18 protein-coding genes and 2 tRNA genes are annotated in these 26,077 nt (G+C 67.3%); 8 read left to right on the top strand and 12 right to left on the bottom strand.

Annotated features, from left to right (window positions below):
• Nucleotides 1–255: 255 nt before the first annotated feature.
• Nucleotides 256–2,097 carry a DNA primase gene (dnaG, locus tag P7V53_RS16195; protein ID WP_280150419.1) on the bottom strand — a complete coding sequence of 614 codons (1,842 nt, stop codon included), beginning with the start codon at nucleotides 2,095–2,097 and terminating at the stop codon, nucleotides 256–258.
• Between the two features lie 238 nt (nucleotides 2,098–2,335).
• Between dnaG and P7V53_RS16190 the strand changes: the two genes are divergently transcribed.
• Entirely contained in the window at nucleotides 2,336–3,052 is a 717-nt protein-coding gene (locus tag P7V53_RS16190; protein WP_280150418.1) for a TonB family protein, read from the top strand.
• An 11-nt stretch (nucleotides 3,053–3,063) separates the two neighbouring features.
• Here the strand turns inward: P7V53_RS16190 and P7V53_RS16185 are convergent, their stop codons facing one another.
• The 4 genes from P7V53_RS16185 to argA form a co-directional block, all read right to left on the bottom strand.
• A complete protein-coding gene (locus P7V53_RS16185; RefSeq protein ID WP_280150417.1) occupies nucleotides 3,064–6,009 on the bottom strand; it encodes an EAL domain-containing protein in 2,946 nt (981 codons plus the stop codon).
• Between the two features lie 254 nt (nucleotides 6,010–6,263).
• On the bottom strand, nucleotides 6,264–6,572 hold the full coding sequence (locus P7V53_RS16180; protein ID WP_280150415.1) for an H-NS histone family protein: 309 nt from the start codon (nucleotides 6,570–6,572) through the stop codon (nucleotides 6,264–6,266).
• Between the two features lie 147 nt (nucleotides 6,573–6,719).
• Nucleotides 6,720–6,995 carry an oxidative damage protection protein gene (locus P7V53_RS16175; RefSeq protein ID WP_280150414.1) on the bottom strand — a complete coding sequence of 92 codons (276 nt, stop codon included), beginning with the start codon at nucleotides 6,993–6,995 and terminating at the stop codon, nucleotides 6,720–6,722.
• A 21-nt stretch (nucleotides 6,996–7,016) separates the two neighbouring features.
• Nucleotides 7,017–8,357 carry an amino-acid N-acetyltransferase gene (gene argA / locus P7V53_RS16170; RefSeq protein ID WP_280150413.1) on the bottom strand — a complete coding sequence of 447 codons (1,341 nt, stop codon included), beginning with the start codon at nucleotides 8,355–8,357 and terminating at the stop codon, nucleotides 7,017–7,019.
• 51 nt (nucleotides 8,358–8,408) lie between these two features.
• On the opposite strand from argA, the gene hrpA reads away from it, so the two are divergent.
• The 5 genes from hrpA (at nucleotide 8,409) to P7V53_RS16145 (ending at nucleotide 16,622) form a co-directional block, all read left to right on the top strand.
• Complete coding sequence (hrpA, locus tag P7V53_RS16165) at nucleotides 8,409–12,248, top strand: ATP-dependent RNA helicase HrpA (protein WP_280150412.1); 3,840 nt, start codon at nucleotides 8,409–8,411, stop codon at nucleotides 12,246–12,248.
• Between the two features lie 90 nt (nucleotides 12,249–12,338).
• On the top strand, nucleotides 12,339–12,599 hold the full coding sequence (locus P7V53_RS16160) for a GlsB/YeaQ/YmgE family stress response membrane protein (protein WP_280150411.1): 261 nt from the start codon (nucleotides 12,339–12,341) through the stop codon (nucleotides 12,597–12,599).
• A gap of 69 nt (nucleotides 12,600–12,668) precedes the next feature.
• Nucleotides 12,669–12,745, top strand: a tRNA-Pro gene (locus P7V53_RS16155).
• Between the two features lie 43 nt (nucleotides 12,746–12,788).
• Nucleotides 12,789–12,865 (top strand) — tRNA-Arg (locus P7V53_RS16150).
• A gap of 481 nt (nucleotides 12,866–13,346) precedes the next feature.
• On the top strand, nucleotides 13,347–16,622 hold the full coding sequence (locus P7V53_RS16145) for an AAA family ATPase (RefSeq protein ID WP_280150409.1): 3,276 nt from the start codon (nucleotides 13,347–13,349) through the stop codon (nucleotides 16,620–16,622).
• On the opposite strand, the gene P7V53_RS16140 is transcribed toward P7V53_RS16145, so the two are convergent.
• The 4 genes from P7V53_RS16140 to P7V53_RS16125 form a co-directional block, all read right to left on the bottom strand.
• The gene (locus tag P7V53_RS16140; protein ID WP_280150408.1) at nucleotides 16,555–17,790 is read right to left on the bottom strand and encodes a CoA transferase; all 1,236 of its coding nucleotides are present in this window, start codon (nucleotides 17,788–17,790) and stop codon (nucleotides 16,555–16,557) included. The two genes, P7V53_RS16145 and P7V53_RS16140, sit on opposite strands and share 68 nt — an antisense overlap.
• A gap of 24 nt (nucleotides 17,791–17,814) precedes the next feature.
• Entirely contained in the window at nucleotides 17,815–18,789 is a 975-nt protein-coding gene (locus P7V53_RS16135) for a tripartite tricarboxylate transporter substrate binding protein (RefSeq protein ID WP_280150407.1), read from the bottom strand.
• A 16-nt stretch (nucleotides 18,790–18,805) separates the two neighbouring features.
• Nucleotides 18,806–19,687: a CoA ester lyase gene (locus P7V53_RS16130; RefSeq protein WP_280150406.1), complete on the bottom strand. Its 882-nt coding sequence runs from the start codon at nucleotides 19,685–19,687 to the stop codon at nucleotides 18,806–18,808.
• A gap of 412 nt (nucleotides 19,688–20,099) precedes the next feature.
• Entirely contained in the window at nucleotides 20,100–20,453 is a 354-nt protein-coding gene (locus tag P7V53_RS16125) for a hypothetical protein (RefSeq protein ID WP_280150405.1), read from the bottom strand.
• Nucleotides 20,454–21,025: 572 nt separating this feature from the next.
• Here P7V53_RS16125 and P7V53_RS16120 point away from each other — a divergent pair.
• On the top strand, nucleotides 21,026–22,573 hold the full coding sequence (locus P7V53_RS16120; protein ID WP_280150404.1) for an ATP-binding protein: 1,548 nt from the start codon (nucleotides 21,026–21,028) through the stop codon (nucleotides 22,571–22,573).
• A 55-nt stretch (nucleotides 22,574–22,628) separates the two neighbouring features.
• On the opposite strand, the gene P7V53_RS16115 is transcribed toward P7V53_RS16120, so the two are convergent.
• Both P7V53_RS16115 and P7V53_RS16110 read right to left on the bottom strand, forming a co-directional pair.
• Nucleotides 22,629–23,096, bottom strand: a complete 468-nt coding sequence (locus P7V53_RS16115) for a hypothetical protein (protein WP_280150402.1) — start codon at nucleotides 23,094–23,096, stop codon at nucleotides 22,629–22,631.
• 220 nt (nucleotides 23,097–23,316) lie between these two features.
• Nucleotides 23,317–24,009, bottom strand: a complete 693-nt coding sequence (locus tag P7V53_RS16110; protein WP_280150401.1) for a glutathione S-transferase N-terminal domain-containing protein — start codon at nucleotides 24,007–24,009, stop codon at nucleotides 23,317–23,319.
• A 57-nt stretch (nucleotides 24,010–24,066) separates the two neighbouring features.
• Here P7V53_RS16110 and P7V53_RS16105 point away from each other — a divergent pair, with 57 nt between their 5' ends.
• Nucleotides 24,067–24,807, top strand: coding sequence for a hypothetical protein (locus P7V53_RS16105; protein ID WP_280150400.1), 741 nt, complete (start codon nucleotides 24,067–24,069; stop codon nucleotides 24,805–24,807).
• Nucleotides 24,808–24,843: 36 nt separating this feature from the next.
• On the opposite strand, the gene P7V53_RS16100 is transcribed toward P7V53_RS16105, so the two are convergent.
• Nucleotides 24,844–26,058 carry an acyl-CoA dehydrogenase family protein gene (locus P7V53_RS16100; RefSeq protein WP_280150398.1) on the bottom strand — a complete coding sequence of 405 codons (1,215 nt, stop codon included), beginning with the start codon at nucleotides 26,056–26,058 and terminating at the stop codon, nucleotides 24,844–24,846.
• Nucleotides 26,059–26,077 lie beyond the last annotated feature (19 nt).

The raw sequence follows: 26,077 nt of genomic DNA, 5'->3' as shown, positions 1-26,077 counted from the left end.
GTGGGGCGGGCTGTCGGCCGGCATGAGGCGGGCAAGCTCACGTGTAGCGTTTCGCAGTTGCAGCCCTTGCGGGTGATGGGTGGCCTTCAAGTGGGGACCCTGGGTCAGAGGGTGGCCGGGGCCCGGAGGTGCTGCTGCTCACTCTTGCCGCGCGTAACAAACCCTACATTATCGGCGGAGAACGCCTTTCCGTCAAATTTACGGGGCACACGGCCGCCGGATTTCGACACGGACAACGCTCGGAGGAAGGCAGGGTCAGCGGGTCGACGCCTCGGGGGACTTGGCCAACAAGGCCTTGAGATGCCGCCTGCGGTCATCGAGTTCCTTGCCGCGCCGCTGCGCGTCGGCCGACAGTGCGCCGGATTCGAACAGGAGCTTGAGTTCGTCTTCAATGGCCTGCAGCCTCAGACGATCGAGCACGATCGCCAGCTCGCGTGCCGGCTCGGACTGAGGGTCGGGGGGATGGAACTCCGCGATGCGGGCGATGACGGCGGCGGCGTCGACTTCTCGGGCCTGGGCGCGCAGCTCGTCGAGCAGGCCATCTGCGGCCAGGGCGCCATGGTCGTGGAAGCTGCGTTCGAGGCAGCCGAAGAACAGGTCGTACGGCGAGGGGAGCGCGGCCAGCAGGTCATGCGATTCGCCGTCGAGGTGGGCCCAGAGGTCGCTGCGCTGCACGACGAGCCACAGCGCGCGATCGAGCAGATTGGCGGTGCCGCGGCTGACCCGCCCGGAGCTGCGCGGCGGGCGGGGCGCGGGGGCCGGCGGCCGTGCTGCACGCGCCGGACGGGTCTCCCCCCACAGCGAGGCCAGATCCGCCGCATCGAGATGGCCCAGGGCCGCGAGCTCTGCCAGCAGCTGGCGTTTCAGCGCGCCGTCGGGCAGCGCGCTCCACAGGGGCTTGGCGGCGGCCAGCATGTGCGCACGACCTTCCGCCGTGTCGAGCTCGCAGCCTTCGCTGGCCGCGTCGAGCAGCTGGCGCGACAGCGGGACGGCGCGCGCCACTTCCTCCTCGAAGGCCGCCGGTCCGTTCTGCCGCACGTAGGAGTCGGGGTCGTGCTCCGGAGGCAGGAACAGGAAGCGGATCGTCCGGGTGTCACCGGCATGGGGCAGGGCGGCCTCCAGCGCACGACCGGCGGCGCGGCGGCCGGCGGCGTCGCCGTCGAAGCTGAACACCACCGAATCTGTGAAGCGGAACAGCTTCTGCACATGGTCTGCGGTGCATGCCGTGCCCAGCGTCGCCACGGCGTTCGGGAAGCCCAGTTGGGCCAGCGCGACCACGTCCATGTAGCCTTCGACGACCAGCACATAGCCCTTTTGCCGCAGCGCGGTGCGCGCCTCGAACAGTCCGTAGAGCTCGCGGCCTTTCACGAACACCGGCGTCTCGGGCGAATTGAGGTATTTGGGCTCCCCCTTGTCCAGCACCCGTCCGCCGAAACCGATGACGTCGCCCTGCACCGAGCGGATCGGAAACATGATGCGGTCACGAAAGCGGTCGTAGCGCTTCCGGTCGGACTCGTCCCCGCTGTCGCCTTCTTGCGCGATGACGAGCCCGCTCTCCTCGAGCAAGGGATCGTCATAACGCGCGAAGACGCTCGCGAGGCCGCGCCAGCCTTCGGGTGCGTAGCCGAGGCCGAATCGCGCCGCGATCTCGCCGGTGAGACCGCGTCCCTTGAGGTAGTCGATGGCGCGCGGGCTGCGCTTGAGCTGCTGCCGGTAGTGCATCCCGGCCTTGGCCAGCACCTCGCTCAGTGTCGACTGGCGCTCCTTCAGCGTTGCCGCCCGCTCGCGCTCCTGCGGCGAGCGATCGTCCTCGGGCACGGCCATGCCGACCTGCTGGGCCAGCTCGCGCACCGCATCGACGAACCCCATGCCGCTGTGCTCCATCAAGAAGCCGACGGCGTTTCCGTGCACCCCGCAGCCGAAGCAGTGGTAGGTCTGCCGCGTGGGGCTCACGATGAAGCTCGGTGATTTTTCGCCGTGGAAGGGGCACAGCCCCTTGTGGTTGATGCCGGCCTTCTTCAGCGACACGTGGCGGCCGACCACCTCGACGATGTCGACTCGGGAGAGCAGGTCGTGGATGAAGGCGGGAGGGATCACCTGCGCAGTCTAGAGCGAGCGCGTCGGCAGGCCGGTGCGTGGCCTGCGGCAGACGACGCCAGCGGGCATATGCAACGGAATCGAATCTTTCTCGCCTGCGCGGCAATACCAACTGCGGTACGCCACTTGCATGTCGATACACTCGCCGCGCGATCGGCCACGAGCCGCGCGACGAAGACCGTTGGCCGGGCATCCCCAAGGCGCCCGTCATGACCACGAAGAGCACGGAGGGAATCTGATGTCGCACCGCCAGCCGCGGGGTCACCGAGCCGGTCGGGTGCCGCAGTTCCTGCGCCCTGCGGTGGTGGTCGCACTCGCTGCCGTCTTCGGCGCCGCCCATGCCCAGACTGCTGCGCCCGCATCGTCCGGCGCCTCCGATGCCGCTCCGAGCGAGCGCGCCAAGCGTGATGCCGAGAAGGTCTTCCAGTGGATTCGCATCCACTCCGACAAGCCGCGCAAGGCCGTCGTCGCTGTGCCCGAGCGACCCGCCCCCGCCCCGCCCGTGAAGCGGGCGCTGAAGGCCCCGGACAGCGCGGTCGCGGAGTCGGTGCTGCCCCCGCCGCCTGCTGCCTCCGCGACGCGAGCCGCGGCTCCCGCGGCCCCCCCGGTCGCAATACCGCCCCCGCCGCCCCAAGCATCGACGCTCGCAGCAGTCGCCCAGCCCGTGGCCTCCGTGCCGGCTCCGGCCCCCGCCATCGAGGAAGACGAGGTGCTGACTGCCGTTTACCGGACGGATCCGGAGTTCCCCGGCAGCCTGATGCGCAGCCTGCGCAAGGGAACGGTGCAGGTGAGCTTGACCGTGCAGCCAGACGGCAGCGTGTCGCAGCCGCGCGTGGTGTCGGCCACGCATCCCCGCCTGGGTCAGACCGCGGTGGCCACGGTTGCGCAATGGCGCTTCCAGCCTTTGCGACACGCGCAGCAGGCGGTGGTCGATCTCGGCTTCAACCTCGATTGAACGCGGACCTCTCAGACGGTCTCGGCGGGACGGGGCTCGATGAACGGGTTGCGATAGTTGCGCACCCATGCGTAGACATCCGCCACCGGCATGGCCTCGGCGATGCCGTTGCCCTGTCCGACATCGCATCCCAGCTCGATGAGCCGCAAGGCTTGCTCGGCCGACTCCACGCCCTCGGCGACCACCGTGCATGAAAAGGTCTCGGACAACCCGATGACGCCTTCGACGATCGCCAGATCCTGGCGATCGGTCAGCATGTTGTGCACGAACGAGCGATCGATCTTCAACAGGTCCAGCGGCAGGCGCTTGAGATAAGTGAAGGTGGAGTAGCCAGTGCCGAAGTCATCGAGAGCGAAGCGAACGCCAAGCGCGCGACATTCCTGCATCAGCGCGCAGGTGTATTCGACGTCGGCCAGGGCGGCCGTCTCCAGCACCTCGATCACCAGGCGATGGCCGACCGGCGTGGAGTGGCGCGCCAGCAGGCCGGCCAGCCGCTTGGCGAACAGCGGCTCCTGCAGATGGCGCGCCGAGATGTTGACGCTGACCGTCATGTCGAGTCCCTGGCGCTGCCAGGCGGCCAGCTGCTCGATTCCTTGCTGCAGCACCCAATCGCCCAGGCGCGCGCTCAGGGCCGTGTGCTCGATGAGCGGCAGGAACTGCGCCGGCGCGATGACGCCGTGCTGCGGGTGCTTCCAGCGCAGCAACGCCTCCACGCCGAGGACCTTGCCCTGGCGCATGTCGACCTTGGGCTGGTAGTAGAGAGCGAACTGGCCCGCGTCCAGCGCGTCCTGCACGCGACCGACCGCCTCGAAGTGCTGCTCGGTGCGCCGGTCGTGCTCGGCGTCGAAGAACAGATAGCCGTTGCGGCCGGCCTGCTTGGCGCCGTACATCGCGTGATCGGCATGGCGAAGCAGCGTGTCGGCGTCGGCCTTGTCGATCGGATACACGGTGGCGCCGATGCTGGCTGTGACGGACACGGGACCCGCGCCGACCCCCAGGCCATAGGGCATGGAGACATTGCGCATGAGACGCTCTACCGCATGCCGGCCTTCCTCGAGCGTGGCCGTGCGCAGCAGCAGCACGAATTCGTCGCCGCCGAGTCTCGCCACGGCGTCATCGCCGCTGGCCCAGTGGCGCAGCGAGCGGCGCAGGCGCTCGGCCAGGTCGACCAGCAGACGATCGCCCGCTTCATGACCGAAGCGATCGTTGACCGGCTTGAAGTGATCGAGGTCGAGGTAGCAGATGGTCAGCAGGAAGCCTTCGCGCTCGCTGGCACGCATCGCGTCGCGCAGCAGCTGCGCCAGACGCGCCCGGTTGGGCAGGCCGGTCAACTCGTCGGTGTGCGCCTGGCGCTCGAGCTGGGCACGCTGGGCCTGCGCCTGGGTGATGTCCGACAGGGCCCACGCATAGAAGCGGATCTGGCCACTGCCGGACTGCACCGCCGAGATGGTCACCTGCAGGCTGCAGGCATCGCCGTTGCGGCGCCGATCAACGATCTCGCCGCGCCAGCTGCCGCTGAGCCGCAGGCTCTCGCGCACGGCGTTCTGCTGTCGCTCGGCGGCGGAGCCGGTCGGGGCCGGGCGCATCATCGACGGGAGTGTGCCGAGCATCTCTTCGCGCGCGTACCCGGTGATCGCCGAGTACGTGGGATTGGCGTCGAGCACGCGATGGTTCGCGTCGGTGATCAGCAGCCCTTCATGCAGATGCTGGAAGAGCTTTGCCGAAAGCTGATAACGCTCCTCCGCGACCCGCTGCTCGGCGATGTCGCGCGCCGTGAGGATGATGCGGCGCGGCTCGCCGTTGCTCGCGCGCTCGGCAACGACCGCATGCCCCTCCAGCCACTTCCACGCGCCGTCCTTGCGCTGCATGCGGAACTCCGCGCGGGCGCTTTCGCAGTCCGTCTCGCGCAAGCTGGCCAGCGCGTCGCGCAAGGACGCCTGGTCTTCCTCGTGGGTGTGCGCCCAGGCGGCGTCGAAGGTGGCGCCGAACGACTGGGTGGTGTGCCCCAGCATCTTGAGCCAGCGCTGCGAAAGCGTGAACTCGTCGGTGGCCAGGTTCCACTCCGCCACGCCGATGTTCGAGCTGGCCAGCGCGAGCTGCCATCGCTCGTCGTTGGCCCGCAGCTCGCCGACGAGCGCCGTGAGCAGCAACGGCGTGGCCAACAGCGTGCCGGCGTATCCCCACAGCAGCGCGAGGCTGTGCGCGACCTGGCCTTGATAGAACGGACCGAGCCCGCTGGCCGTGGCATAGGCCGCGGCGCCGGTCAGCACCAGGATGGGCAGGGAGGCAGCGAAGATCCCGCTGCGCACAGCGAGCCAGCACATCAGCAGGTGCGGCACGAACATCAGGGGCGACAAGCCGTCGGCCGACGCGTTCGGCGAAAAGGCCAGCAGGCCGGCAGCGACCGTGCTCGTGGAGAGCAGGGTGGTCGGGATCCACCGCCACTCACCGAACGCCCTGTGCAGCGTTGCCCGCGAGGCCGTCAGCAGGGGGATGCCGAGCAGCATCGCGCCGACGGCATCGCCGAGCCACCAGTGCAGCCAGGCCGTCGGCACGTCGACAGCCGAAACGAGCCCGGCGAGGTTCAGCCAGAACACGCCGTTGCTGGCACTGAGGAGCGGACCTGCCGCTGCCCCGAGGACGACGTAGCGCCAGAGATCCTGCCGCCGGTCGAGGGCGTGATGCAAGCCGAGGCGGTTGAGGCTCCAGGCCGCAACCAGCGGGCCCGCGGTCTTGCCGGCGGCCAACGCGGCTGCCACCCCCGCCGGAACGCCGGCCGAGGCCGCCAACAGGTACCCGGCGACGGCGACCCCCGGCCACATGCCGAGCCCCCAGCGCAGGAGACCGGCGACCGCGACACCGGCTGGCAGCCATACCAGGCTGACATGCAGAGCCAACGGCGGAATGGCGAGGCTCAGACGCCCGAAAACGTAATACGCCAAAGCGACGGCCAGCACGCGAGCACACCACGTCAAGGTGGCGGCAGGCAGTGCGACCGGCAGCCAGGATTGGGCTAGGCGCAGAGCAGGCACGGGTGGGTATTCAATTTGGCTTCGAAATGTAACGCGCGGTCCTGGTTTTGCCGAGACACCTCGGCCCCGACCCCCGTGCTTCGGGGGTGTGCGTCGCCACCTCCGACGGATTCGGGACTTCCAAATGACAAAGCCGCCAGCAGGCGGCTTTTCATTCGGGGCTCACGTCATGGACACCATCACTTGACGGCGAATTCTTCGATCTTGCGTCCGGCGGCCAGGGCGGCCTTGAGCCACTTGGGCTGCAGGCCTCGACCGCTCCAGGTATCGCCGGTGGCGGCGTTGCGGTACTTGACCGCCACTTTTCCACCTTGCCCGGCAGGCGGTTTGGCAGCGCCCTTGCTGTTCAGATCCGACAAGCTCAAACCATACTGGGACATCAAGGACCTGACCTGCGCGATCGCATCGGCCCTTTCCTGTTTGCGTGTGGCCTCGATTTCCTTTTCGAGTGCGGCTTTGCGATCGAGTAAATCCTGAAGCGAGGCCATGTCGATTTCCCCTTTCCTGAGCGCCCGGACCCCTGGCGATGGGCGGCATTCTAAAAGGGATCGGGAATGAATCCTCTGGCCGGAATCTCCGCAAAAACCATGAGAAGGCGGCCAGAGATACTCGTCCGGTCGGATCGCCGATATATGTCAGGAACCGCTCGGCGGCACGTATCCGGCTGGCTGCTCCGCGCCTTCGCCGAAGAAGAACCGCTCCATCTGGCGCGCCAGGTATTGGCGGGCACGTTGGTCGGCAAGGTTCAGCCGGTTCTCATTCACCAGCATGGTCTGGTGCTTCATCCAGAGCTGCCAGGCTTCCTTGCTCACCTCGTTGTAGATCCGTTTTCCGAGTTCGCCGGGATACGGCGCGAAATCCAGGCCTTCGCCTTCCTTCTTGAGATACACGCATTGAACGGTGCGGGCCATGGGTACTCCTTTTCGATGGTGTCAGGCCAGTTTCTTCACGAGGACCTGCGAGCGCCGGTCCCAGTTGTACTTGCGCTTGCGGGCCTCGGGCAGCCATTCGGCATCGACCTGCGCAAAGCCGCGTTTGATGAACCAGTGCATGGTGCGCGTGGTCAGCACGAAGATGCTGTCCAGCCCCTGCGATTTCGCCCGCTGCTCGATCCGCTTGAGGATGCGCTCGCCGTCGCCCTGACCTTGCACGTGCGGCGACACGGTGAGCGCGGCCATCTCCGCGGTGCGCGCTTCCGGGTAGGGATAGAGCGCCGCACAGCCGAAGATCACGCCGTCGTGCTCGATGACCGAGTAGTGCCCGATGTCGCGCTCGATCTCCGTGCGGTCGCGCTTGACCAGCGTGCCGTCCTTCTCGAAGGGCTCGATGAGCTGAAGCACGCCGCCCACGTCGTCGGACGTGGCTTCGCGCAGGCTCTCGAGTTTCTCGTCGACGATCATCGTGCCGACGCCATCGTGGGTGAACGACTCCATGAGGACGGAGCCGTCGACCGAGAACGGCACGATGTGCACGCGGTCGACGCCGCTTTTGCAAGCCTTCACCGCGTGCTGCAGGTAGAAGGCGGTGTCGGTCGGCTGGGTGGGGTTGGGCAAGGCGGAGAGCAGCTTTTCCGCATCGGCCAGCGCGAGCTCGGTGTCGATCTCGCTCGCCGGATCGTTGACGTCCAGCGGAATGCCCTTGACCTCGGTGACGTAGATCAGCTTGTCCGCCTGCAGCGCGATGGCGGCGCTCGCCGCCACGTCTTCCATGCTGAGGTTGAAGGCCTCGCCCGTGGGTGAGAAGCCGAACGGCGAGAGCATGACCAGGGCGCCGAACTCCACCGCGCGGCGGATGCCGCTGGCGTCGATCTTGCGCACCAGGCCGGTGTGCTGGAAATCGACGCCGTCGACGATGCCCACCGGCCGCGCGGTGATGAAGTTGCCCGAGACGACGCGGATCTGGCTGCCGGCCATGGGCGTGTTGGGCAGGCCTTGCGAGAACGCTGCTTCGATCTCATATCGAAGCTGGCCGGCGGCCTCTTGCGCGCAATCGAGCGCCACCGCATCGGTGATGCGCATGCCGTGGCTGAAGCGCGATGTGTGGCCCTTGGCATGGAGCTGCTCCTCCACCTGCGGGCGAAAGCCGTGCACCAGCACGACCTTGATGCCCATGGCATGGATCAGCGCGAGGTCTTGCGCGAAGGTGTTCAGCTTGCCGGCGGCGATGAGCTCGCCCGCGATGGCGACGACGAAGGTCTTGCCGCGGTGCGCGTGGATGTACGGCGCCACCGACCGGAACCACGGCACGAAGGTGTGAGGAAAGACAAGGCTCATCGCAGCGCTTGATCGCTTTGAAATAATCAACGATTTTTGCACGAAGGCCCGATGTCCTCTTCACCACGCGGCCGCACCGCGCCGGTCGCGAACCCCGTCCCGCCGATCACGTTCCCCGAGTCGCTTCCGGTCTGCGCCCGACGCGACGAGATCGCGCGTGCCATCGCGGACCACCAGGTGGTCATCGTGTCGGGAGAGACCGGGTCGGGCAAGACGACGCAGTTGCCCAAGCTCGTGCTGGCCATGGGACGCGGCCGGGGCGCCGGCGGCGCCGGACTCGTCGGGCACACGCAGCCGCGGCGCATCGCCGCGTCGAGCGTGGCCAAGCGCATCGCGCAGGAGCTGGACTCGCCGCTCGGCGAGGTCGTCGGCTTCAAGGTGCGCTTCCAGGACCGGCTGGCCGCCGGTGCCAGCGTGAAGCTGATGACCGACGGCATCCTGCTCGCCGAGACGCAGACCGACCCGCTGCTGAAGGCGTACGACACGCTGATCATCGACGAGGCCCACGAGCGCAGCCTCAACATCGATTTCCTGCTCGGCTACCTTCGCCAGATCCTGCCGCGCCGGCCCGACCTGAAAGTCATCGTCACATCGGCCACGATCGACGCCGACCGCTTCGCCCAGCACTTCGCGTCGCGCCACGGTCCCGCGCCCGTCATTCACGTCTCGGGCCGGCTGTATCCGGTCGAGCAGCGGTGGCGGCCGTTCGAGGAGAGCCGCGAATTCGGCCTCAACGACGCGATCGGCGATGCGATCGACGAGTTGTGGCGTGAAGGCAGCGGCGATGCGCTGGTCTTCCTGCCCGGCGAGCGGGAGATCCGGGAAGCCGCCGAGCACCTGCGCCGGCACCATCCGCCCGGCGTCGAAATCCTGCCGCTGTTCGCGCGACTGTCGCAGCAGGAGCAGGACCGCGTGTTCGAGCCGCACGGCGCGCGGCGCATCGTGCTCGCCACGAACGTTGCCGAAACCTCGCTCACCGTGCCGGGCATCCGCTACGTCGTCGATGCGGGCACCGCACGCGTCAAGCGCTACAGCTACCGCAACAAGGTCGAGCAGCTGCAGGTCGAGGCCGTGAGCCAGGCCGCGGCCAACCAGCGCGCCGGCCGCTGTGGGCGAGTCAGCAACGGGATCTGCATCCGGCTTTACGACGAGAAGGACTTTGCCGGGCGTCCGCGATTCACCGACCCGGAAATCCTGCGCTCTTCGCTGGCCGGCGTGATCCTTCGGATGAAGGCGCTCGGCCTGGGCCTGGTCGAGGACTTTCCCTTTCTCGAGCCGCCGCCGCGGCGCGCCATCGCCGACGGCTACCAGCTCCTCGCCGAACTGGGCGCCGTGGACGAGCAGAACGAACTCACGGCTGTGGGCCGCGAGCTGGCGAAGCTGCCGCTGGACCCGCGTGTGGGCCGCATGATCATCGAGGCACGCGACCGTCATGCGCTGAGCGAGGTGCTGGTGATCGCCGCCGCGATCAGCGTTCAAGACGTGCGCGACCGCCCACTGGAGCAGCAGCAAGCAGCCGACCAGGCGCACAGGAAGTTCGACGACGAGAAGTCCGAGTTCAGCGGCGACCTGAAGTTGTGGAAGTGGCTGGAGGAAGCGCGCGGCGGCACCGGCGAGCACAAGCTGTCGCACCGCAAGCAGGAACAGCTGTTGCGCGACAACTTCATCTCGCCGCGCCGAGTGCGCGAATGGCGCGACATCCATTCGCAGCTGCACACCGTGGTCGCCGAGCATGGTTGGCGGCTCAACACCACCGCGGCCACCTACGACCAGATCCATCTGTCGCTGCTCGCCGGGCTGCTGGGCAACATCGGCCTGAGGAGCGACGAGGACGAGTGGTACCTTGGGGCGCGCGGCATCAAGTTCTATCGCCACCCGGGCGCCAACCTGTCGAAGAAGCCCGGACGCTGGATCATGGTGGCCGAGCTGGTCGAGACGACACGGCTGTTCGGACGCGGCATTGCGGCGATCGAGCCGCAGTGGATCCCGGGCATTGCCGGCCATCTGCTGAAGACGCAGCTGCTGGACCCGCACTGGGAAAAGAAGGCGGCCGAGGTCATCGCGCTCGAGCGCGCAACGCTGTATGGCATCGTCATCTACAGCAACCGGCGGGTGAACTACGCGAAGGTGGACACCGCGGCAGCGCGCGAGATCTTCATCCGCGAAGCCCTGGTCGGCGAGGAGTGGGACACCCGACTGCCGTTCCTGGGCGCCAACCGCAAGCTGATTGCGCAGGTGCAGGAGCTGGAGCACAAGTCGCGTCGCCAGGACGTGCTTGTCGACGACGAGCTCATCTACGCCTTCTACGACGCGCAGATCCCGGCCGAGGTGACCAGCGGCGCGAGCTTCGAGCGCTGGTACCGTGAAGAATCGCACCGCCAGCCGAAGCTGCTGTGGCTCACGCGCGAAGAGCTGATGCGCCACGAGGCGGCCGGCATCACCACCGCCGCTTTCCCGAAGACGCTGCGTCTGGGCGGCGTCGACTGCACCGCCTCGTACCTGCACGAGCCCGGCGATGTCAAGGACGGCGTCACCGTCACCGTGCCGATCTACGCGCTGAACCAGGTGAGCGAGGAGCGTTGCGAGTGGCTGGTGCCGGGCATGCTGAAGGACAAGGTGACGGCGCTCGTGAAGAGCCTGCATCAGCGGCCACGCTCGCGGCTGATGCCGATCGCGGAATTCGCCGATTCCTTCGTGGCGGCCGTCGACGATGACAGCTCGTTCGGCGGCGGCAGCCTGCTCGAGCGGCTGTTGAAGGCCGTGCGCGACAAGACTCAGCTCGACGTCAAGCGGGGCGACTTCAAGCTCGAGCAGGTGCCGGCGCACCTGTTCATGAATTTCCGCGTCGTCGACGAGCACGGACGGCAGCTCGGCATGGGCCGTCATCTCGCCAGCCTGAAGGCGGATCTCGGCGGCGAAGCACGTTCCGCGTTCCAGGCGCTCGCCAAGCTGAAGACGAGTGCCGCAGCGCCCCCGGCGACGCCGCCTGCCGCGCGCGCGGCCCCCGCCCAGTCGCCCTCTCCTGCGACACCGGCGCCCGCGGCCCAACGCTACACCGACTGGACCTTCGGCGAGCTGCCTGAGCTGATGGAGGTGCGCAAGGGGAACCAGGCCTTGGTGGGCTTTCCGGCGCTGATCGATCGCGGCGATCACGTCCTCATCGAGGTGTTCGATGAGCCCGAGGTCGCGGCGGCGAAGCATCGCGCCGGCCTGCGCCGCCTGGTCGCGCTGCAGATCCGCGACGCGTTGAAATACCTGGAGAAGAACATCCCCGACCTGCAGAAGATGTCAGTGCTGTACATGCCGCTGGGCACGGGCGACGAGCTGCGCGGGCAGATCATCGACCTGGCGATCGACCGTGCCTTCCTCGCCGAACCTCTGCCCACCGATGCCGCCGGCTTCCGCCGCCGCATCGATGAAGGCCGTGGCCGGCTGACGCTCATCGCCAACGAGGTCGCACGCAGCGCGCTGCAGGTGCTCATCGACTACGCGTCCGCCGCGCGCAAGCTCAAGGACACGCGCGCCGCCAAGGAAACAGCCGACGACGTGCAGGCGCAGCTCGCTCGCCTGGTGCCCAAGCGCTTTGTCACGGACACGCCGTGGGCGCAACTCGCACACCTGCCGCGCTACCTGAAAGGCGTGACGATGCGCCTCGACAAGTGGCGCGCCGATCCCGCCCGCGACGCGGCGCGGCTCGCGGAGCTTCGGCCGATCGAGCAGCGCTTCCTGCGCACGCTGGCCGAGCGCAAGGGCGTGACCGACGTGCGGCTCGACGAATTCCGCTGGCTGCTCGAAGAGCTGCGCATCAGTCTGTTCGCGCAAGAGCTGCGAACACCACAGCCGGTGAGCGTCAAGCGTCTGGAAAAGGCGTGGGCGCAATTGGCCGCTTGAGCCCTTGGCGGCGCGCCGGTGCTGGGGCACCATTGCGGCTCCGTCATGCAGCAGTCCGCCTGACGCTCGAAGCGCTACACGGAGATCCGCATGCAATACGTCTACATGGCCATCGTCGGCTTCATCGTCGGGCTGCTGGCCCGCGCGATCCTTCCCGGCACGCAGTCGCTGGGCCTCATCATGACCACACTGCTCGGCATCGCGGGCTCTTACGTGGCGGGCTTCATCGGGCAGGCCTTCGGCTGGTACGAAGCCGGGCAGGGCGCCGGCTTCATCGGCTCGATCGTCGGCGCCATCCTTCTGCTGTTCATCGTCGGCAAGCTCCGGGGCCGCAGCACCAGCGACACCTGAGGAGCGCACGGCTCGCGTTGTTGCCAGCGACTGCTCGAACCAGAAGACGACCGCTACAATTGCGGCGTTCGGGGTGTAGCGCAGCCTGGTAGCGCAACTGCTTTGGGAGCAGTGGGTCGGATGTTCGAATCATCTCACCCCGACCATCTTCTCAGGCCTCCATAGGCCTTGATGGCCTCCACGGCCCCGCTGCCCGTAGCTCAACTGGATAGAGCAGCTGCCTTCTAAGCAGCAGGTCGGGGGTTCGAGTCCCTCCGGGCAGGCCACCTCATTCAGCGCGGCTGTTGCGCTGCACCAGTCGCACGCACGACAACGGCATGGCTGGCTGCTGGCTCAAAGGCAGGGAGGGCGACGCGCGGCACGCGGTGCGCCGCGGGCTTCAATATCCACGGGCTGCTGCATGGCCGCAGTCCCTTGGCGGCTGTCGGGTTCCTTCCGCACGTCCAGGCGAACACGCACACACCACACCACACCGGAGCGAGTTTCGCGGTTACGGTTCGCGCGGCGGACATGGCCGTCGGCACGTACCCGAGGGCGCTGTGCGGTCGTTGGTGGTTGTAGTCGTGTCCGCAAACGATCTATAACGACTCTGCTGGAGTCCACTACTACGGATGTCCGAGGGCAGGTCAATTTCGCGGCACTATGCCGCGTGCGAGGGGGCGTGCAGCGCGCGGCCGCAGGAGACATCTATACGCGTGGATAGCGTGACACTAGGATTGGTTGGATGCGAAAGCGCGCGTGCTTACCATGAACATCGAGGCTTGGCTTCACGAGCTTGGGCTCGCGCGCTACGCGCGCGAGTTCGAGGCCAACGATATTGACCAGGAGACGTTGCACAGTCTTACGGCGGCCGATCTCGTCGGGCTTGGGGTCACCTCGGTGGGACACCGGCGCAAGCTCATGGTGGCGATCGCGGAGCTGAAAGCGCGGGTGTTGCCGCACGGCGGCGTTGCGCAGCCGGTTCAAGCCAGCGCCGAACGACGACAGCTGTCGGTGCTGTATTGCGACATGGTGGGCTCGACGGCGCTGTCGGATCGGCTCGATGCCGAAGACATGCGCGAAGTGGTGCGGGCATTCCACGCGGCGTGCACGCGGATGGTCCCTCAGTACGACGGCTACGTGGCCAACTTCATTGGCGACAGCGTGCTGGCGTACTTCGGCTGGCCGCGCGCGCACGAGGATGACGCGGAGCGCGCGGTGCGTTGCGCATGGGCGATGGCGCGAGCGGTCGCGGCGCTGCGCACGCCGGGCGGGGAGGCCCTGGCGGCGCGGGTGGGCATCGCCACCAGCGCCGTGGTGGTGGGTGACCTGGTGCGGCAGGGCCCGGCGCGAGAGCACTCAGCCGTGGGAGTAGCGCCGGATCTGGCCGCGCAACTGCAAGCGTTGGCCGCGCCCGGCCGGGTCGTGATCGACGAGATCACGAAGCAACTCCTAAGTGCCAGCTTCGCGGTGCACGGGCTGGGCCGGCATGCGCTGAGGGGCATAGAGCAGCCGGTTCAGGCGTATTCGGTGGGTGAGGAGCGGCCGAGCGAGAGCCGTTTCGAGGCGCGCCGCGGACCACAGCTGGCGCCGATGGTGGGTCGCGAGCAGGAGCTGGCGCTGTTGCTGGAGTGCTGGAAGCAGACAAGAGGCGGGGAAGGCCAGGTGGTGCTGCTGGTGGGCGAGGCGGGGATCGGCAAGTCGCGGCTGACGCGGGCGTTGCTGGACGCTGTTGCGACGCAGCCGCATGAGGCAGTGTGCTGGCAATGCTCGCCTTACCACACGGGCAGCCCGCTGTGGCCGGTGATCCAGCGGCTGAGCCGCACGGCCCGGCTGCGCGAACAAGACAGCACCGAGCAGGCGCTGGACAAGCTGGAGACGACGGCCGGCGGCGCGCAGGCGGCGGCGCTGTACGCGACGCTGCTGGGGCTCAACGGCACGCAGCGCTACGGGCCGCTGGAGTTAACGCCGCAGATGCTGCGCGAGCGCACGCTGGAGCTGATGGTCGAGCAGTTGCAGGAGATTGCGCAGCCGCAAGGGTTGCTCCTCGTGCTGGAGGACGCGCACTGGATCGACCCAACGACGCTGGAGCTGATCGAACGCTGCCTGGAGTGCATCGACAGCGTCCGCATGTTCATACTCGTAACCAGTCGCCCCGACAACGAACCCCAGCTGGCTGCCCATCCTGCCGTTACGCGTCTGACGCTGAACCGGCTCAGCCGCATGGACGTGGAGGCGATTGTGGCCAAGATGGGCGGCGAGGCCCTGCAAGCGCACACGCGCGCGACGATTGTTGCCCAGACCGACGGAGTGCCGCTGTTCGCAGAGGAGCTGACCAAGGCAGTGCTGGAGACTGGCGAGGCGTCAATCCCGGCGTCGCTGCACGGCTCGTTGATGGCGCGGCTGGACCGCATCCCCGAGGTCAAGGCGGTGGCGCAGGTCGCCGCATGCATCGGGCGCGAGTTCGATGCCGCGCTGCTGCAGGAGGTGGTCGAGCAGCCGGACAATGTGCAGTTGGCCTTGGACAAGCTGATCGACGCAGAGCTGATCTTCCGTCGCGGCACGCGCACCCATGGGCACTACACCTTCAAGCACGCGCTCGTGCAGGAGGCGGTGTACGAGAGCCTCCTGCGTGGACGACGTCAGGCCATCCATGCGCGCATCATCGAGGTGCTGGAGGCGCTCCACGCCGACGGGCCCAGCGAGATCCTGGCCCATCATGCCGAACGCGCGCGGCAGTCCGGGAAAGCCATCAGTTACTGGAGTCAGGCGGGCGATTCCGCGCTGGCCAAGTCGGCCTATGTGGAGGCCGCGGGTTACTGCAGCCGTGCCATCGACCTCATCGGCCGCGAAGCCGATTGCGTGGATCGACGCCGGCAGGAGCTGCAGCTGCAACTGACGCTGGCGAAGGCCCACCGCGCGAGCGGCGGGCCTGGAGCCAAGGAAACGAGGGCAGCGTACGAGCGCGCGTATGCATTGCTCGACGCGGCTCCTGACGATCTGTCGCATCGTTTCGCGACGCTCGATGGACTGTGGGCCGCCAACAATACCGGTGCCGAGTTCAAGAAGGCGTTGATGCTGGCCACCGAGGCGGTGACCAACGCGGTGTCCGCGGGCAGCCACGAGATGCTGATGTGCGCGCATCGGTCGGTCGCCGTGTCTCACACGTTTCTCGGGGATTTCGAGCGTGCTGCGCACCACTTTGAGCAGGCTTTGGGACTCGCCCGGTTGCCGAAGCAGGCAGGGTTTACCGCGCAGTTGGCGGTCGACCCCGGGCCAGCGTGCCTGTCGGGTCTGGGCCTGGTCAAGGTTATCCAGGGGCACGCCGAACAAGCCGCCACACTGATCCAACAAGCCCGCGGCGTCGGTTCAGGTCTGACACAGGCCTACACCCATTTCTATGGCGCTTTGCTGGCCATTTGCACACGCGACATTGCCGCCACAGCCGTCGAGCTCGAAGCCATGGAGGGGCTTGCGAATCGGCACCGCCTTCCTTTTTACAAAGGCCTTGCCCACTGTCTGCGCGGCTGTTGGATCATGGCGTCGTGCAGACCCGCCGCACAAGCGGTCGATGCCTACGAGCGGGGTATTCGCGAGATCAAGGCCGTGGGTTCCCCGGCGTTCGTCCCGTTCTTCATGGCGGGGATGGGGTCTGCGCTCGCTGCCGACGGCCGCCACGAACAGGCGGTATCTGCCGTCGAGTTGGCGATCGCGATGTGCGCCGATTCGGCTCAGGGCTGGTGCGATGCCGAGCTGTGGCGCGTGCGTGGCGATGTGTTGAGCAAAGGTCCACGGCGCGACGACGCGCAGATCGAGCGTTGCTTCGAGCGGGCGATGACGATTGCCCACAGCCGAGGCGCTCGACTGTGGGAACTGCGCGCTGCCGTGAGCCAGGCGCGCCTCATGGGCACCCAATCCGAACGCAGGCGAGCCCTGGACCTGCTTGCTCCCGTCTACGGTAGGTTCACCGAAGGTCTCACAACAGTCGACCTGGTTGAAGCGCGGTCGCTGCTGGTTGAGTTGGAGCATCAGTGCTCGGCGTGATGTCGAGCGACCGCATCACGTCGTCGGTGTGCTGGCCGAGCGTCGGCGCAGCGAAGGGATGCGGCCCCGGCGTGCGTCCGAACTTGACCGCGCGCGTGAAGCCGCGGTACGAGCCGAGCGTTGGATGCTCGAACGTCGTGACAAGGCCCTCGGCTAGCGCCTGCGGGTCGTCGAACATGTGCTCGACGCCGCGCGCGGCGGCGCAGGGCACCTCGTCGCCGAACAGCACCTCCCACTCGAACGCGCTGCGCGCCTGCAGGGCTTGGCACAGCCTGGGCACGATCTCGGACTTGCGCAGCGCACGCTTTTGCACGCTGTCGTAGCACTCCTCGGCCGCGAGGTCTGCCAGACCGGTCTTCTCGCAGAGCGCCCGCCAGAAGTGCGGCGTGTTGGCCGAAAGGTAGAGAAAGCCGTGCTTCGTCGGGTACAGGCCGGTGATGCCGCCCGAGCGCATGTCGCGCTCGACGTCTTTGGGCTCGCCCGCGGCCAGGACCATGCGGGCCGATTGCATGGCCAGAGCCGAGCGCAGCAGCGAAACGCCGACGAACTGTCCCTTGCCGCTCTTTTCGCGCTCATACAGAGCAGAGGAAACGCCAGCGGCGACCAGCGCCGCTGCGTAGTAGTCGACCACCGAACCACAGAGGATCTCGGGCGGGCCGCCGCGCGTTCCTTGCTCGGTGCACATGCCAGTCATCGTTTGCAGCACCTGGTCGTACCCGGCCCTGTCTTTCAGCGGGCCGGTTTCGCCGTAGCCGCTGACGGCGCAATAGATCAGGCGGGGATTGAGGGCCTCGAGTTGCTCGTACCCGATGCCCAGGCGCGGCGGCACGCCCGGCCGGAAGTTGTGTACCAGCACGTCGACGGTGCGCACTAGCGCAAGCAGCGCTGCTCGCCCTGGGTCGGTCTTGAGGTCGAGCACGATGCCGAGCTTGCTGCGATTGACGCCGATGAAGGCACGGCTCTCAGCTTCGAGCGTCGATGGGTATTTGCGCAGGTTGTCGCCCGCCGGCGGCTCAACCTTGATCACCTGGGCCCCCTGGTCGGCGAGCAACGAGCAGCCATAGGGGCCCGCGATGTAGGCGCTCAGATCCAGCACGCGTATGTCCGACAGCGGACCTCGCGGTCCGCTGTCGGACGGCTGGCTGGCGCCATCGATGGTGTGCGGCATGGTCGCCCCTTTGTTCCGCCGTTATCACTCGGCGACGATGTTCTGCTGCTTGGCCACCTTCTGCCAACGTTCGACGTCCGCGGCGATGGTGGCTGCGAACTGCGCCGGCGTGGCGGGCGCCGCGATCGCGCCCTCCCGCAGGAATGTCTCTTTCACCTCGGGCGACGCGAGCGCCTTGCTCACTGCGGCATTGAGTCGGTCCACGATAGCCGGCGGTGTGCCAACCGGCGCGAGCAAGCCCCACCACAACTCGAACTCGTAGCCGGGCACCACGCTCGCCATTGGCGTCAGCTCGGGCGCAATCGGGCTGCGTTGCAAACTCGTGATGCCGACCGCGCGCACGCGGCCAGCGCGTACCTGTGGCAGTAGCGACGGGCCACTGGCAATCAGCAACTGGGTCTCGCCGGCGATGAGTCCCATGACTGCCGGCGCCATTCCGCGAAAAGGCACATGCACGACAAACGTGCCGGTGGCGCCCTTCAGCATCTCGGTGGCGAACTGGTTGCTGCTGCCGATGCCCGACGACGCGTAGTTCAACCTGCCGGGCTGCTTCTTCAGCGCGGCCAGTAGCTCGGCCGGGGTCTTGACCGGCAGCTCGTTGTTCACCGCGACGATGCACGGGCCCTTGGCGAACATGGCCACAGGCGCAAAGCTTTTCACCGCGTCGAACGGCAACTTGGTCTGGATCGCTGCGTTGGTGGTCATGCTCGATGACACCGCGACCAGCGTGTAACCATCGGCAGTGGCACGGGCCACCTGCCCGGTGCCGGTATTTCCGCTCGCTCCCGGGCGGTTCTCGATAACCACGGTAGCCTTCATCACATCGCCCATCGTCTTGCCGACCAAGCGCGCGAACACATCGTTGGATCCACCTGGCGGATATGGCACGACGATGGTGATTGGTTTGTTCGGGTACTCGTCCTGTGCCTGCACGGGCGGCGATGCGAGCGCCACGGCGGCCCACAGTGCGGCATGCAATCGGATGCGGTTCGGGGCCATCGGGGTCTTCTTGTGCTCAGTGTAGGGAGAGCTTGAGGCGCCGTGCGAGCGCGACGATCCGCTCGGCGCTCGCGAGGAGCGGTCGGTCGATCATCTTGCCGTCGACCATGAACGCGCCGCGGCCATGCGCAGCGGCGTCACGCGCTGCGGCAACCACCTTGAATGCGTTCGCAATCTCCGCCGAGTCGGGGCAGAACACATCGTTTGCTAGCGCCACCTGGCTTGGATGTATGCAGCTCTTTCCAAGGAATCCGTGTCGCCGGGCCAACATGGCCTCGGCCCGGTACCCCTCGGCGTCGAAAATGTCGGCGAATGCGCCGTCGTAGGCGAAGACGCCGGCGGCCCCTGCGGCGATGCGCAGCGCGAACATCGCCTGCGCAACGGCCAGCGGCTCATGCCGCGCTATCGACAGCGGCTCGAACAGATCGCTGAGGCCGAGCTGCAAGCCGGCGACACGCGGGTGCGCGGCGGCGAGTTGCACGGCATCGCGCAGGGCCTTGGGGGTCTCGATGGTCAGCAGCAGTCCCACTGGCGCATCGACACCGGCGCGAAAGCCGTTAGCGCGTTCGGCCCGCTCGACGGCCTCTGCGGCGGCTAACACATCTCCGGGCCGCTCGACTTTCGGCACGTTGAGCAGCGCCAAGCCGGGCTGCACGACGGCTTCGACGTCGTGCCCGAAATGTGGGCTGCCGGTGGCATTGGCGCGCACGATCAGTACCTTGCCGCTATCGCGAGCGGCGTCCGACAACAGCAGCGCATGCAGCGCCTGCCGTGCCACGACCTTGTTTGCGTCAGCCACCGAATCCTCGAGATCGAACGACAGCGCTTCGGCCTCGCCAGTCAATGCTTTGGCGAACAACTCCGGCCGCGAGGCCGGGACGAAGAGCTTGCTACGCATGCGTGCAGTCGGGCCTGAACATGGCACAGGTTTGCAGGTGATGCGGCCCCCGGCCGACTAACGGATTGTGATGTGGCAATCGGCCCGCATCAATGGGTGGACCAAGCCGTGCGCAGTTCAACGGCGCGAGGGCGTTGGCGCACCTGTACCAACTCGACTCGCCCATGCGGCCGGGACGCGGCTGCAGCGGTATCGCACCCAGGTTGAGCTGCCCCCCGAATTTGAACTGCGGGAAACCTTCGGCGGCGATGCCAAGCGAAAGGTCCAAGCCCGAACGGCGAGGCCGAACAAGACGGCGTCGACGGCGCCAGTCGGCAGTACCGCGACGAGATCGGCGTGATGTGGTCTGCCTCCGAAGGCCAGGTGACGAACTCGGTCGTGTTCGTCCTGTGCGGCCTCACCTTCTGGCTCGTCATCCCGCTGTTCTATGCGCTCTACCGCGCCCGGTGGACGACAACGGGTTCATCCCCATCGCAGCGGCCACGATCTGCGACCGGCCATCGATGGACTTCCTCATGTCCACGGCCTCGCCATACACGTAGGCCCGCACCGCCGACGACAGGATCATGCGAGTCGTGCCATCACGCCCCGCGAGCACGCGTTCTTCAGCCTCGCCGCTCAGGCGCAGCGTCATGCCCTCCAGGGCGATCTCCTCGAGCGCGGCAGCCGCGGGCGGCGGCGTCGACACGGTTACGAACGCCGCCGGTGGTGAAGGCATCGACGTTGGGGCCGCACGCTTCGCGCCCGAGCGCTTCTTGCCGTTCACCCGATGCCGAAAGGTCGACAGTGCCAGCGCGTTGGCCGTGCACTACTGCGGCACGCTCAGACCCTGCGCCAGTCGGCGCTGGTCGCATCAGAACGCGTCGTCATGCTGAACCATCGGCTGGCCGGTTCGCCAGTCCACGCGGCCTCCCGATGACAATTTGCTGGGGAAGAATCGGGGGAAGAATCGGACATTTCCAGCATGACAGAGCACAAGCGCCACGAGGCAAGATCGGTGCTCCGTTGTGCTGTGATTTGTCCGAGTCGACGGCTCGAGTCCCTCCGGGCAGGCCATCCTCACGACACGCGCCTGGTGCGTTCCACGGAACCCTCAACCACGCGCCTGCTCAGAACACTGACAGGCGTGCTCAGGTGTGAGATGCGCCTCGGTGGTCCCAACGACGCCGCCCGTACTGGCGGCTTGCCCTCGGGCCCTTCAACGCTCGAGGGCGCCTTTTTTGCATCGTCGCGATCGGCGTCTCGCCTGAGCGCAGCAGACGGGCATGCCGATTGCCGGTGCTCTCGATGGTCTCGATCGTCCGGGGCCCGGCAACAGCGTCAGGAACCGTTCATCCCATGACCGCCGCTACCGCTCTTCACCCGCTGCACGAAGGTGACGTGCAGTTTCGCCGGCTCCTCGAGAAGCTTCCCGCAGCCGCCTACACCTGCGATGCGCAAGGCCTGATCACCTACTACAACCGCCGCGCGGTCGATCTGTGGGGACGGGCGCCCGCGCTGAACAGCGCGGTCGACCGCTACTGCGGCTCGTTCAAGCTGTTCGCCAGCGACGGCACCCCGATCGCGCACGACTGCTGCTGGATGGCCTTGGCACTGCGTGACGGCAAGGAATACAACGGCCGCGAAATCGTGGTCGAGCGTCCCGACGGCAGCCGCCTGACGGCCCTTGCCCATGCCAATCCTTTCCACGACGGTGACGGCCGCGTGTTCGGCGCGGTGAACGTGCTGGTCGACATCACCGACCGAAAGCGGGTCGAAGAGGCACTTCACCTGGCCGATCGCAACAAGAACGACTTCCTGGCCATGCTGGCGCACGAGCTTCGCAATCCGCTCGCGCCGATCCGCAATGGCCTGCAGATCATGCGGATGGCCGGTGTCCACGGCACTGTCGCCGCCGACGCCTGCGCAATGATGGAACGCCAGCTCGGCCACATGGTCAGGCTCATCGACGACCTGCTCGACGTGTCGCGCATCACCAAGGGCAAGGTCAATCTGCAGAAGGAGCGCGTCGACATCGCGACCGTGGTGCAGGATGCGGTCGAGACGAGCCGGCAACTCATCGAGGCCTCCGGACACAGCCTGCGCGTGTCCCTGCCCGACAAGCCGGTGCACGTCCACGCCGACCGCACGCGCCTGGCGCAAGTGTTCGCCAATCTGCTGAACAACAGCGCGAAGTACACGCCGGCGGGCGGGCGCATCGAAATGAGCGTGCGACGCCAAGGCACGGATGTGATGGTGTCGGTGAAGGACAACGGCACCGGCATCCAGCGCGAGCTGCTGCCGTCCATCTTCGATGCGTTCATGCAGGCCGACCGCTCGCTCGAGCGATCGCAAGGCGGGCTCGGCATCGGTCTGAGTCTGGTCAAGGGGCTGGTGCAGATGCATGGCGGGTCTGTCGAGGCGCGCAGCGACGGGCCCGGGACGGGCAGCGAGTTCGTCGTGCGGTTGTCGGACGTGATCGCGCCGGAGGAGGGCGACCCGACCGGATTGGCGCCGGTGGATAGCGGCGAGACGGCCTACCGGATTCTCATCGTCGACGACAACGTGGATGCGGCGGTGAGCCTGTCGATGATGCTGAAGCTGATGGGCCATGAGACCCTCACGGTGCACGACGGCGAGGCGGCGGTCGAGGCGGCGTCGAGCTTCAGGCCGCACGTGGTGCTGCTCGACATCGGGCTGCCCAAGCTCAACGGCTACGACGCCTGCCGGCGCATGCGTGCGATAGCCGGCGGCGAGCACGTCGTCCTGATCGCCCTCACCGGCTGGGGGCAGGACGAGGACAAGCGCCACTCCAAGGACGCCGGCTTCAATTTCCACATGATCAAGCCGGTGGACCCGCAGGCGCTGCACCGGCTGCTCGGGGGCCTGCTGGTCAGTCCGGTGTGAGCCTTCGGCGCCGCTGTAAATATTGCCGGCGGACCGCGTTCTTACTGTCCGGGAATCAGGTCGCCGCCACCCGCGCTGCGACACCCGGTGCGTGCGGCTCAAGGACGCGCAGGAGAGCGGGCCAGTCGCTCACGGGCTGGTGGGCCCAGACGCGCGCTGCATCGACAAGGGCCCGGTCGCCCACCGCATCGATCGCGACGCGCAAGTCCTGCAGCTGCATCGGCGGCAGCCGGCTGCCCTTGACCCGCTCCGCAAGCAGCGCGCGCAGGGTCTGTGCCTCCAGGCGCTCGAGGAGCGTCGCCGCATCATCGCCATCGTTGGCCATGCCGTAGCCGACCGCCATGCCACGGTCGGTGACGCTTGGCGCCTCGGGGCGCGACCCGTCGCCGTCCGCGACCATGCGGGCCTGGGCCAGGCCGGCCTGCACGAGCTCGGCGGTCGTCGACTGGAGCAATGCCACGTCGCAGCCCATCACCATTGACAACAGGTGCAGGTCGACCGGATCCGGAAACGCCTGGGTCATGGCTTGCAAGACCCTGTCGACAACCGGTTTGTCCAACGATTCCACGGGCTCTCCATCGAGAAATGGGCGGGGTGCGCGACACGCGCGCCGGTACGTGACCGGCCGTTCCAACCCCAAGCTTGAACAGCAAACGGTGTGCCCTGCCGCGTCGGCCCGGCTGCTCTCCAGGCCTGCGGAGAAGGGGTGCGGCGTGAGTGACGAACCGGTGCCAGGCCGGTTGCTAATGGCGTTGGTATTGCTGGGCGCCGAACAGCACCTCGCGGGCGGAGTCGCTGTCCAGCGGCTTGCGCCGCTCGGCCAGGACCTGCACGGCGCGCTGCACCGCCGGGCGGGCGCCGATCTCGTCGAACCAGCCCTTCAGGTGCGGAAAGTCGGCCCACTCGATGCCCTGGTTTTTCCACGAGCGCAGCCAAGGGAAGATGGCGATGTCGGCGATGGAGTAGGCGGGCCCGCCGATGTACTTGCTGCGCGCCAGTCGCTTGTCCATCACTGCATAGAGGCGCCTTGCCTCGTTGGTGTAGCGGCTGATGGCGTACTCGAGCTTCTCGGGGGCGTAGATGCGGAAGTGGTGCGCCTGTCCGAGCATGGGACCCACGCCGCCCATCTGGAACATCAGCCACTGCAGCACCTCGTAGCGTGCGGCGATGCCCTCGGGCATGAAGCGACCGGTCTTGCCGGCCAGGTACACAAGGATGGCGCCTGACTCGAACAACGAGATTGGCGCGCCTTCGGGCCCCTCGGGGTCGACGATCGCCGGGATCTTGTTGTTCGGGCTGATCGCGAGGAACTCGGGTTTGAACTGGTCGCCGGCGCCGATGTCCACCGGTGTCACGCGGTACGGCAGGCCGCATTCCTCCAGCATGATGTGAACCTTGTGGCCATTGGGCGTGGCCCACGAATACACTTCGATCATCGAAGGACTCCTTGATGTTCTTCTTGCGCTACGACTCTAGACGAACTGCCTAATCCCATGCTCGACGCGATCAAGCGATGGATCTCGGGCGGGACGCCAGGTCCCGACTGGAGCGATGTGTCCGGCTGGGCGCAGAAGCAGGGGCATGGCTTCAAGCGGGCCCGCGACGACGAGGGCTTCGTCATCGACGGGTCGTTCGGCGACAAGCCATGGCGCCTCGAATGGGGGCCGCCGCAGCGCTCGTACATCCGCGCGCACGAGCTGCGCCTGCGCATGGAGCTGAAGCTGTCGTCCAACCTGCAGATGCTGCTGCTGTCGCGGCTGCTGACGGAGATGCTCGAGCGCGAGACCTTCGAGCGCTACACCCAGAGCAACCAGACGCTGATCGACGTGTCGACACCCGAGGAGATGCGTTGGCTGGCGATGTTCCCCAAGGTCGACCTGGCGGAGCATCCCAAGGAGTTGCGCAACCGCTTCACCGCAGTGGCCAGCGATCCGCAGTCGGCCATGCAGTGGCTGGAGCCGCTCTTCGTCCAGCGCCTGGCGGAAGCATCGTCGCGGCTGCTGCGCCACGATCCTCCGTTCGTGCTGATGACGTTGCGAGGTCGGCTGTACCTCCGGCTCGAATGCGCGCTGCCCGAGCCGGCGATCATTTCGCAGGCGGTCGCGGTGTTCGAGGCGGCCGCGCAGGCCGCGCTGCGGATCAGCGGGCCGACGGTCAAGGAAGCGGCCGACTGGCCGACGACTGCCTCGACTGCCTGGCACACCAACCTTCATCCGGAAGATCCCAAGCGCTAGGCGCGCCGGGGTTGCGACTGCCGTGTCGCGAGCGGGTCAGGCGTAGCGGCCGAGCTCCATCTTGGCGAGCGCGTTGCGGTGCACCTCGTCCGGCCCATCCGCGAACCGCAGCGTACGCGCGATGGCGTAGAAGTTGGCCAGAGGGAAGTCCTCGCACATGGCGCCGCCGCCGTGCACCTGCATCGCCCAATCGATGACCTTGCATGCCATGTTGGGCGCGACGACCTTGATCATCGCGATCTCGGCCTTCGCCGTCTTGTTGCCGGCGACGTCCATCATCCATGCGGCCTTCAGTGTCAGCAGCCGCGCCTGCTCGATGAGGCAGCGCGCTTCGGCGATTCGCTCCTGCGTGACGGTCTGCGCCGCCACCGGCTTGCCGAAGGCCACCCGGTCGCTGGCGCGCTGGCACATCAGCTCGAGCGCGCGCTCGGCCAGGCCGATGAGGCGCATGCAGTGGTGGATGCGCCCGGGACCCAGGCGGCCCTGGGCGATCTCGAAGCCGCGGCCTTCGCCAAGCAGCATGTTGCCGGCAGGAACACGCACATCCTGGAACAGCACTTCCATGTGCCCGTGCGGCGCGTCGTCGTAGCCGAACACCGACAGCGGCCGCACGACCGTGATCCCCGGGGCGTCGGCGGGCACGAGGATCATCGACTGCTGCGAATGCCGCGGCGCCTCGGGATCGGTCTTGCCCATGAAGATGTAGACCTTGCATCGCGGATCGCCGGCCCCCGAAGTCCACCACTTGCGGCCGTTGATGACGTAGTCGCCGCCGTCGCGTTCGATGCGCGCAGTGATGTTGGTGGCGTCGGACGAGGCGACGTCCGGTTCGGTCATCGCGAAGGCGCTGCGGATCTTCCCGTCGAGCAAGGGCTCCAGCCACTGCTTCTTCTGCTCGACGGTGCCGTAGCGGACGATGGTCTCCATGTTGCCGGTGTCCGGAGCGGAGCAGTTGAAGACCTCGCTGGCCCATGGGGTGCGACCCATGATTTCCGCCAGCGGCGCGTACTCCTGATTGGTGAGACCGGCGCCGTACTCGCTCTCCGGCAGGAAGAGATTCCAGAGGCCTTGTGCGCGGGCCTTCGTCTTGAGGGCCTCGATCAGTGCCAGCGGCGTCCAGCGCTTGCCGGCGGCCGTGTTGGCAGCCAGCTCGTCCCAGTAGCGCTGCTCGTTCGGATAGACATGCTCCTGCATGAACCGCTGCACCTGGGCCTGCAGTTCCTGGGTGCGCGAAGAGAAGCTGAAATCCATCATGGGCTCCGGGAAACGC

Source organism: Piscinibacter sp. XHJ-5, assembly GCF_029855045.1.
Classification (GTDB): Bacteria; Pseudomonadota; Gammaproteobacteria; order Burkholderiales; family Burkholderiaceae_C; genus Albitalea.
This window is presented reverse-complemented; position numbering and strand designations above follow the sequence as displayed.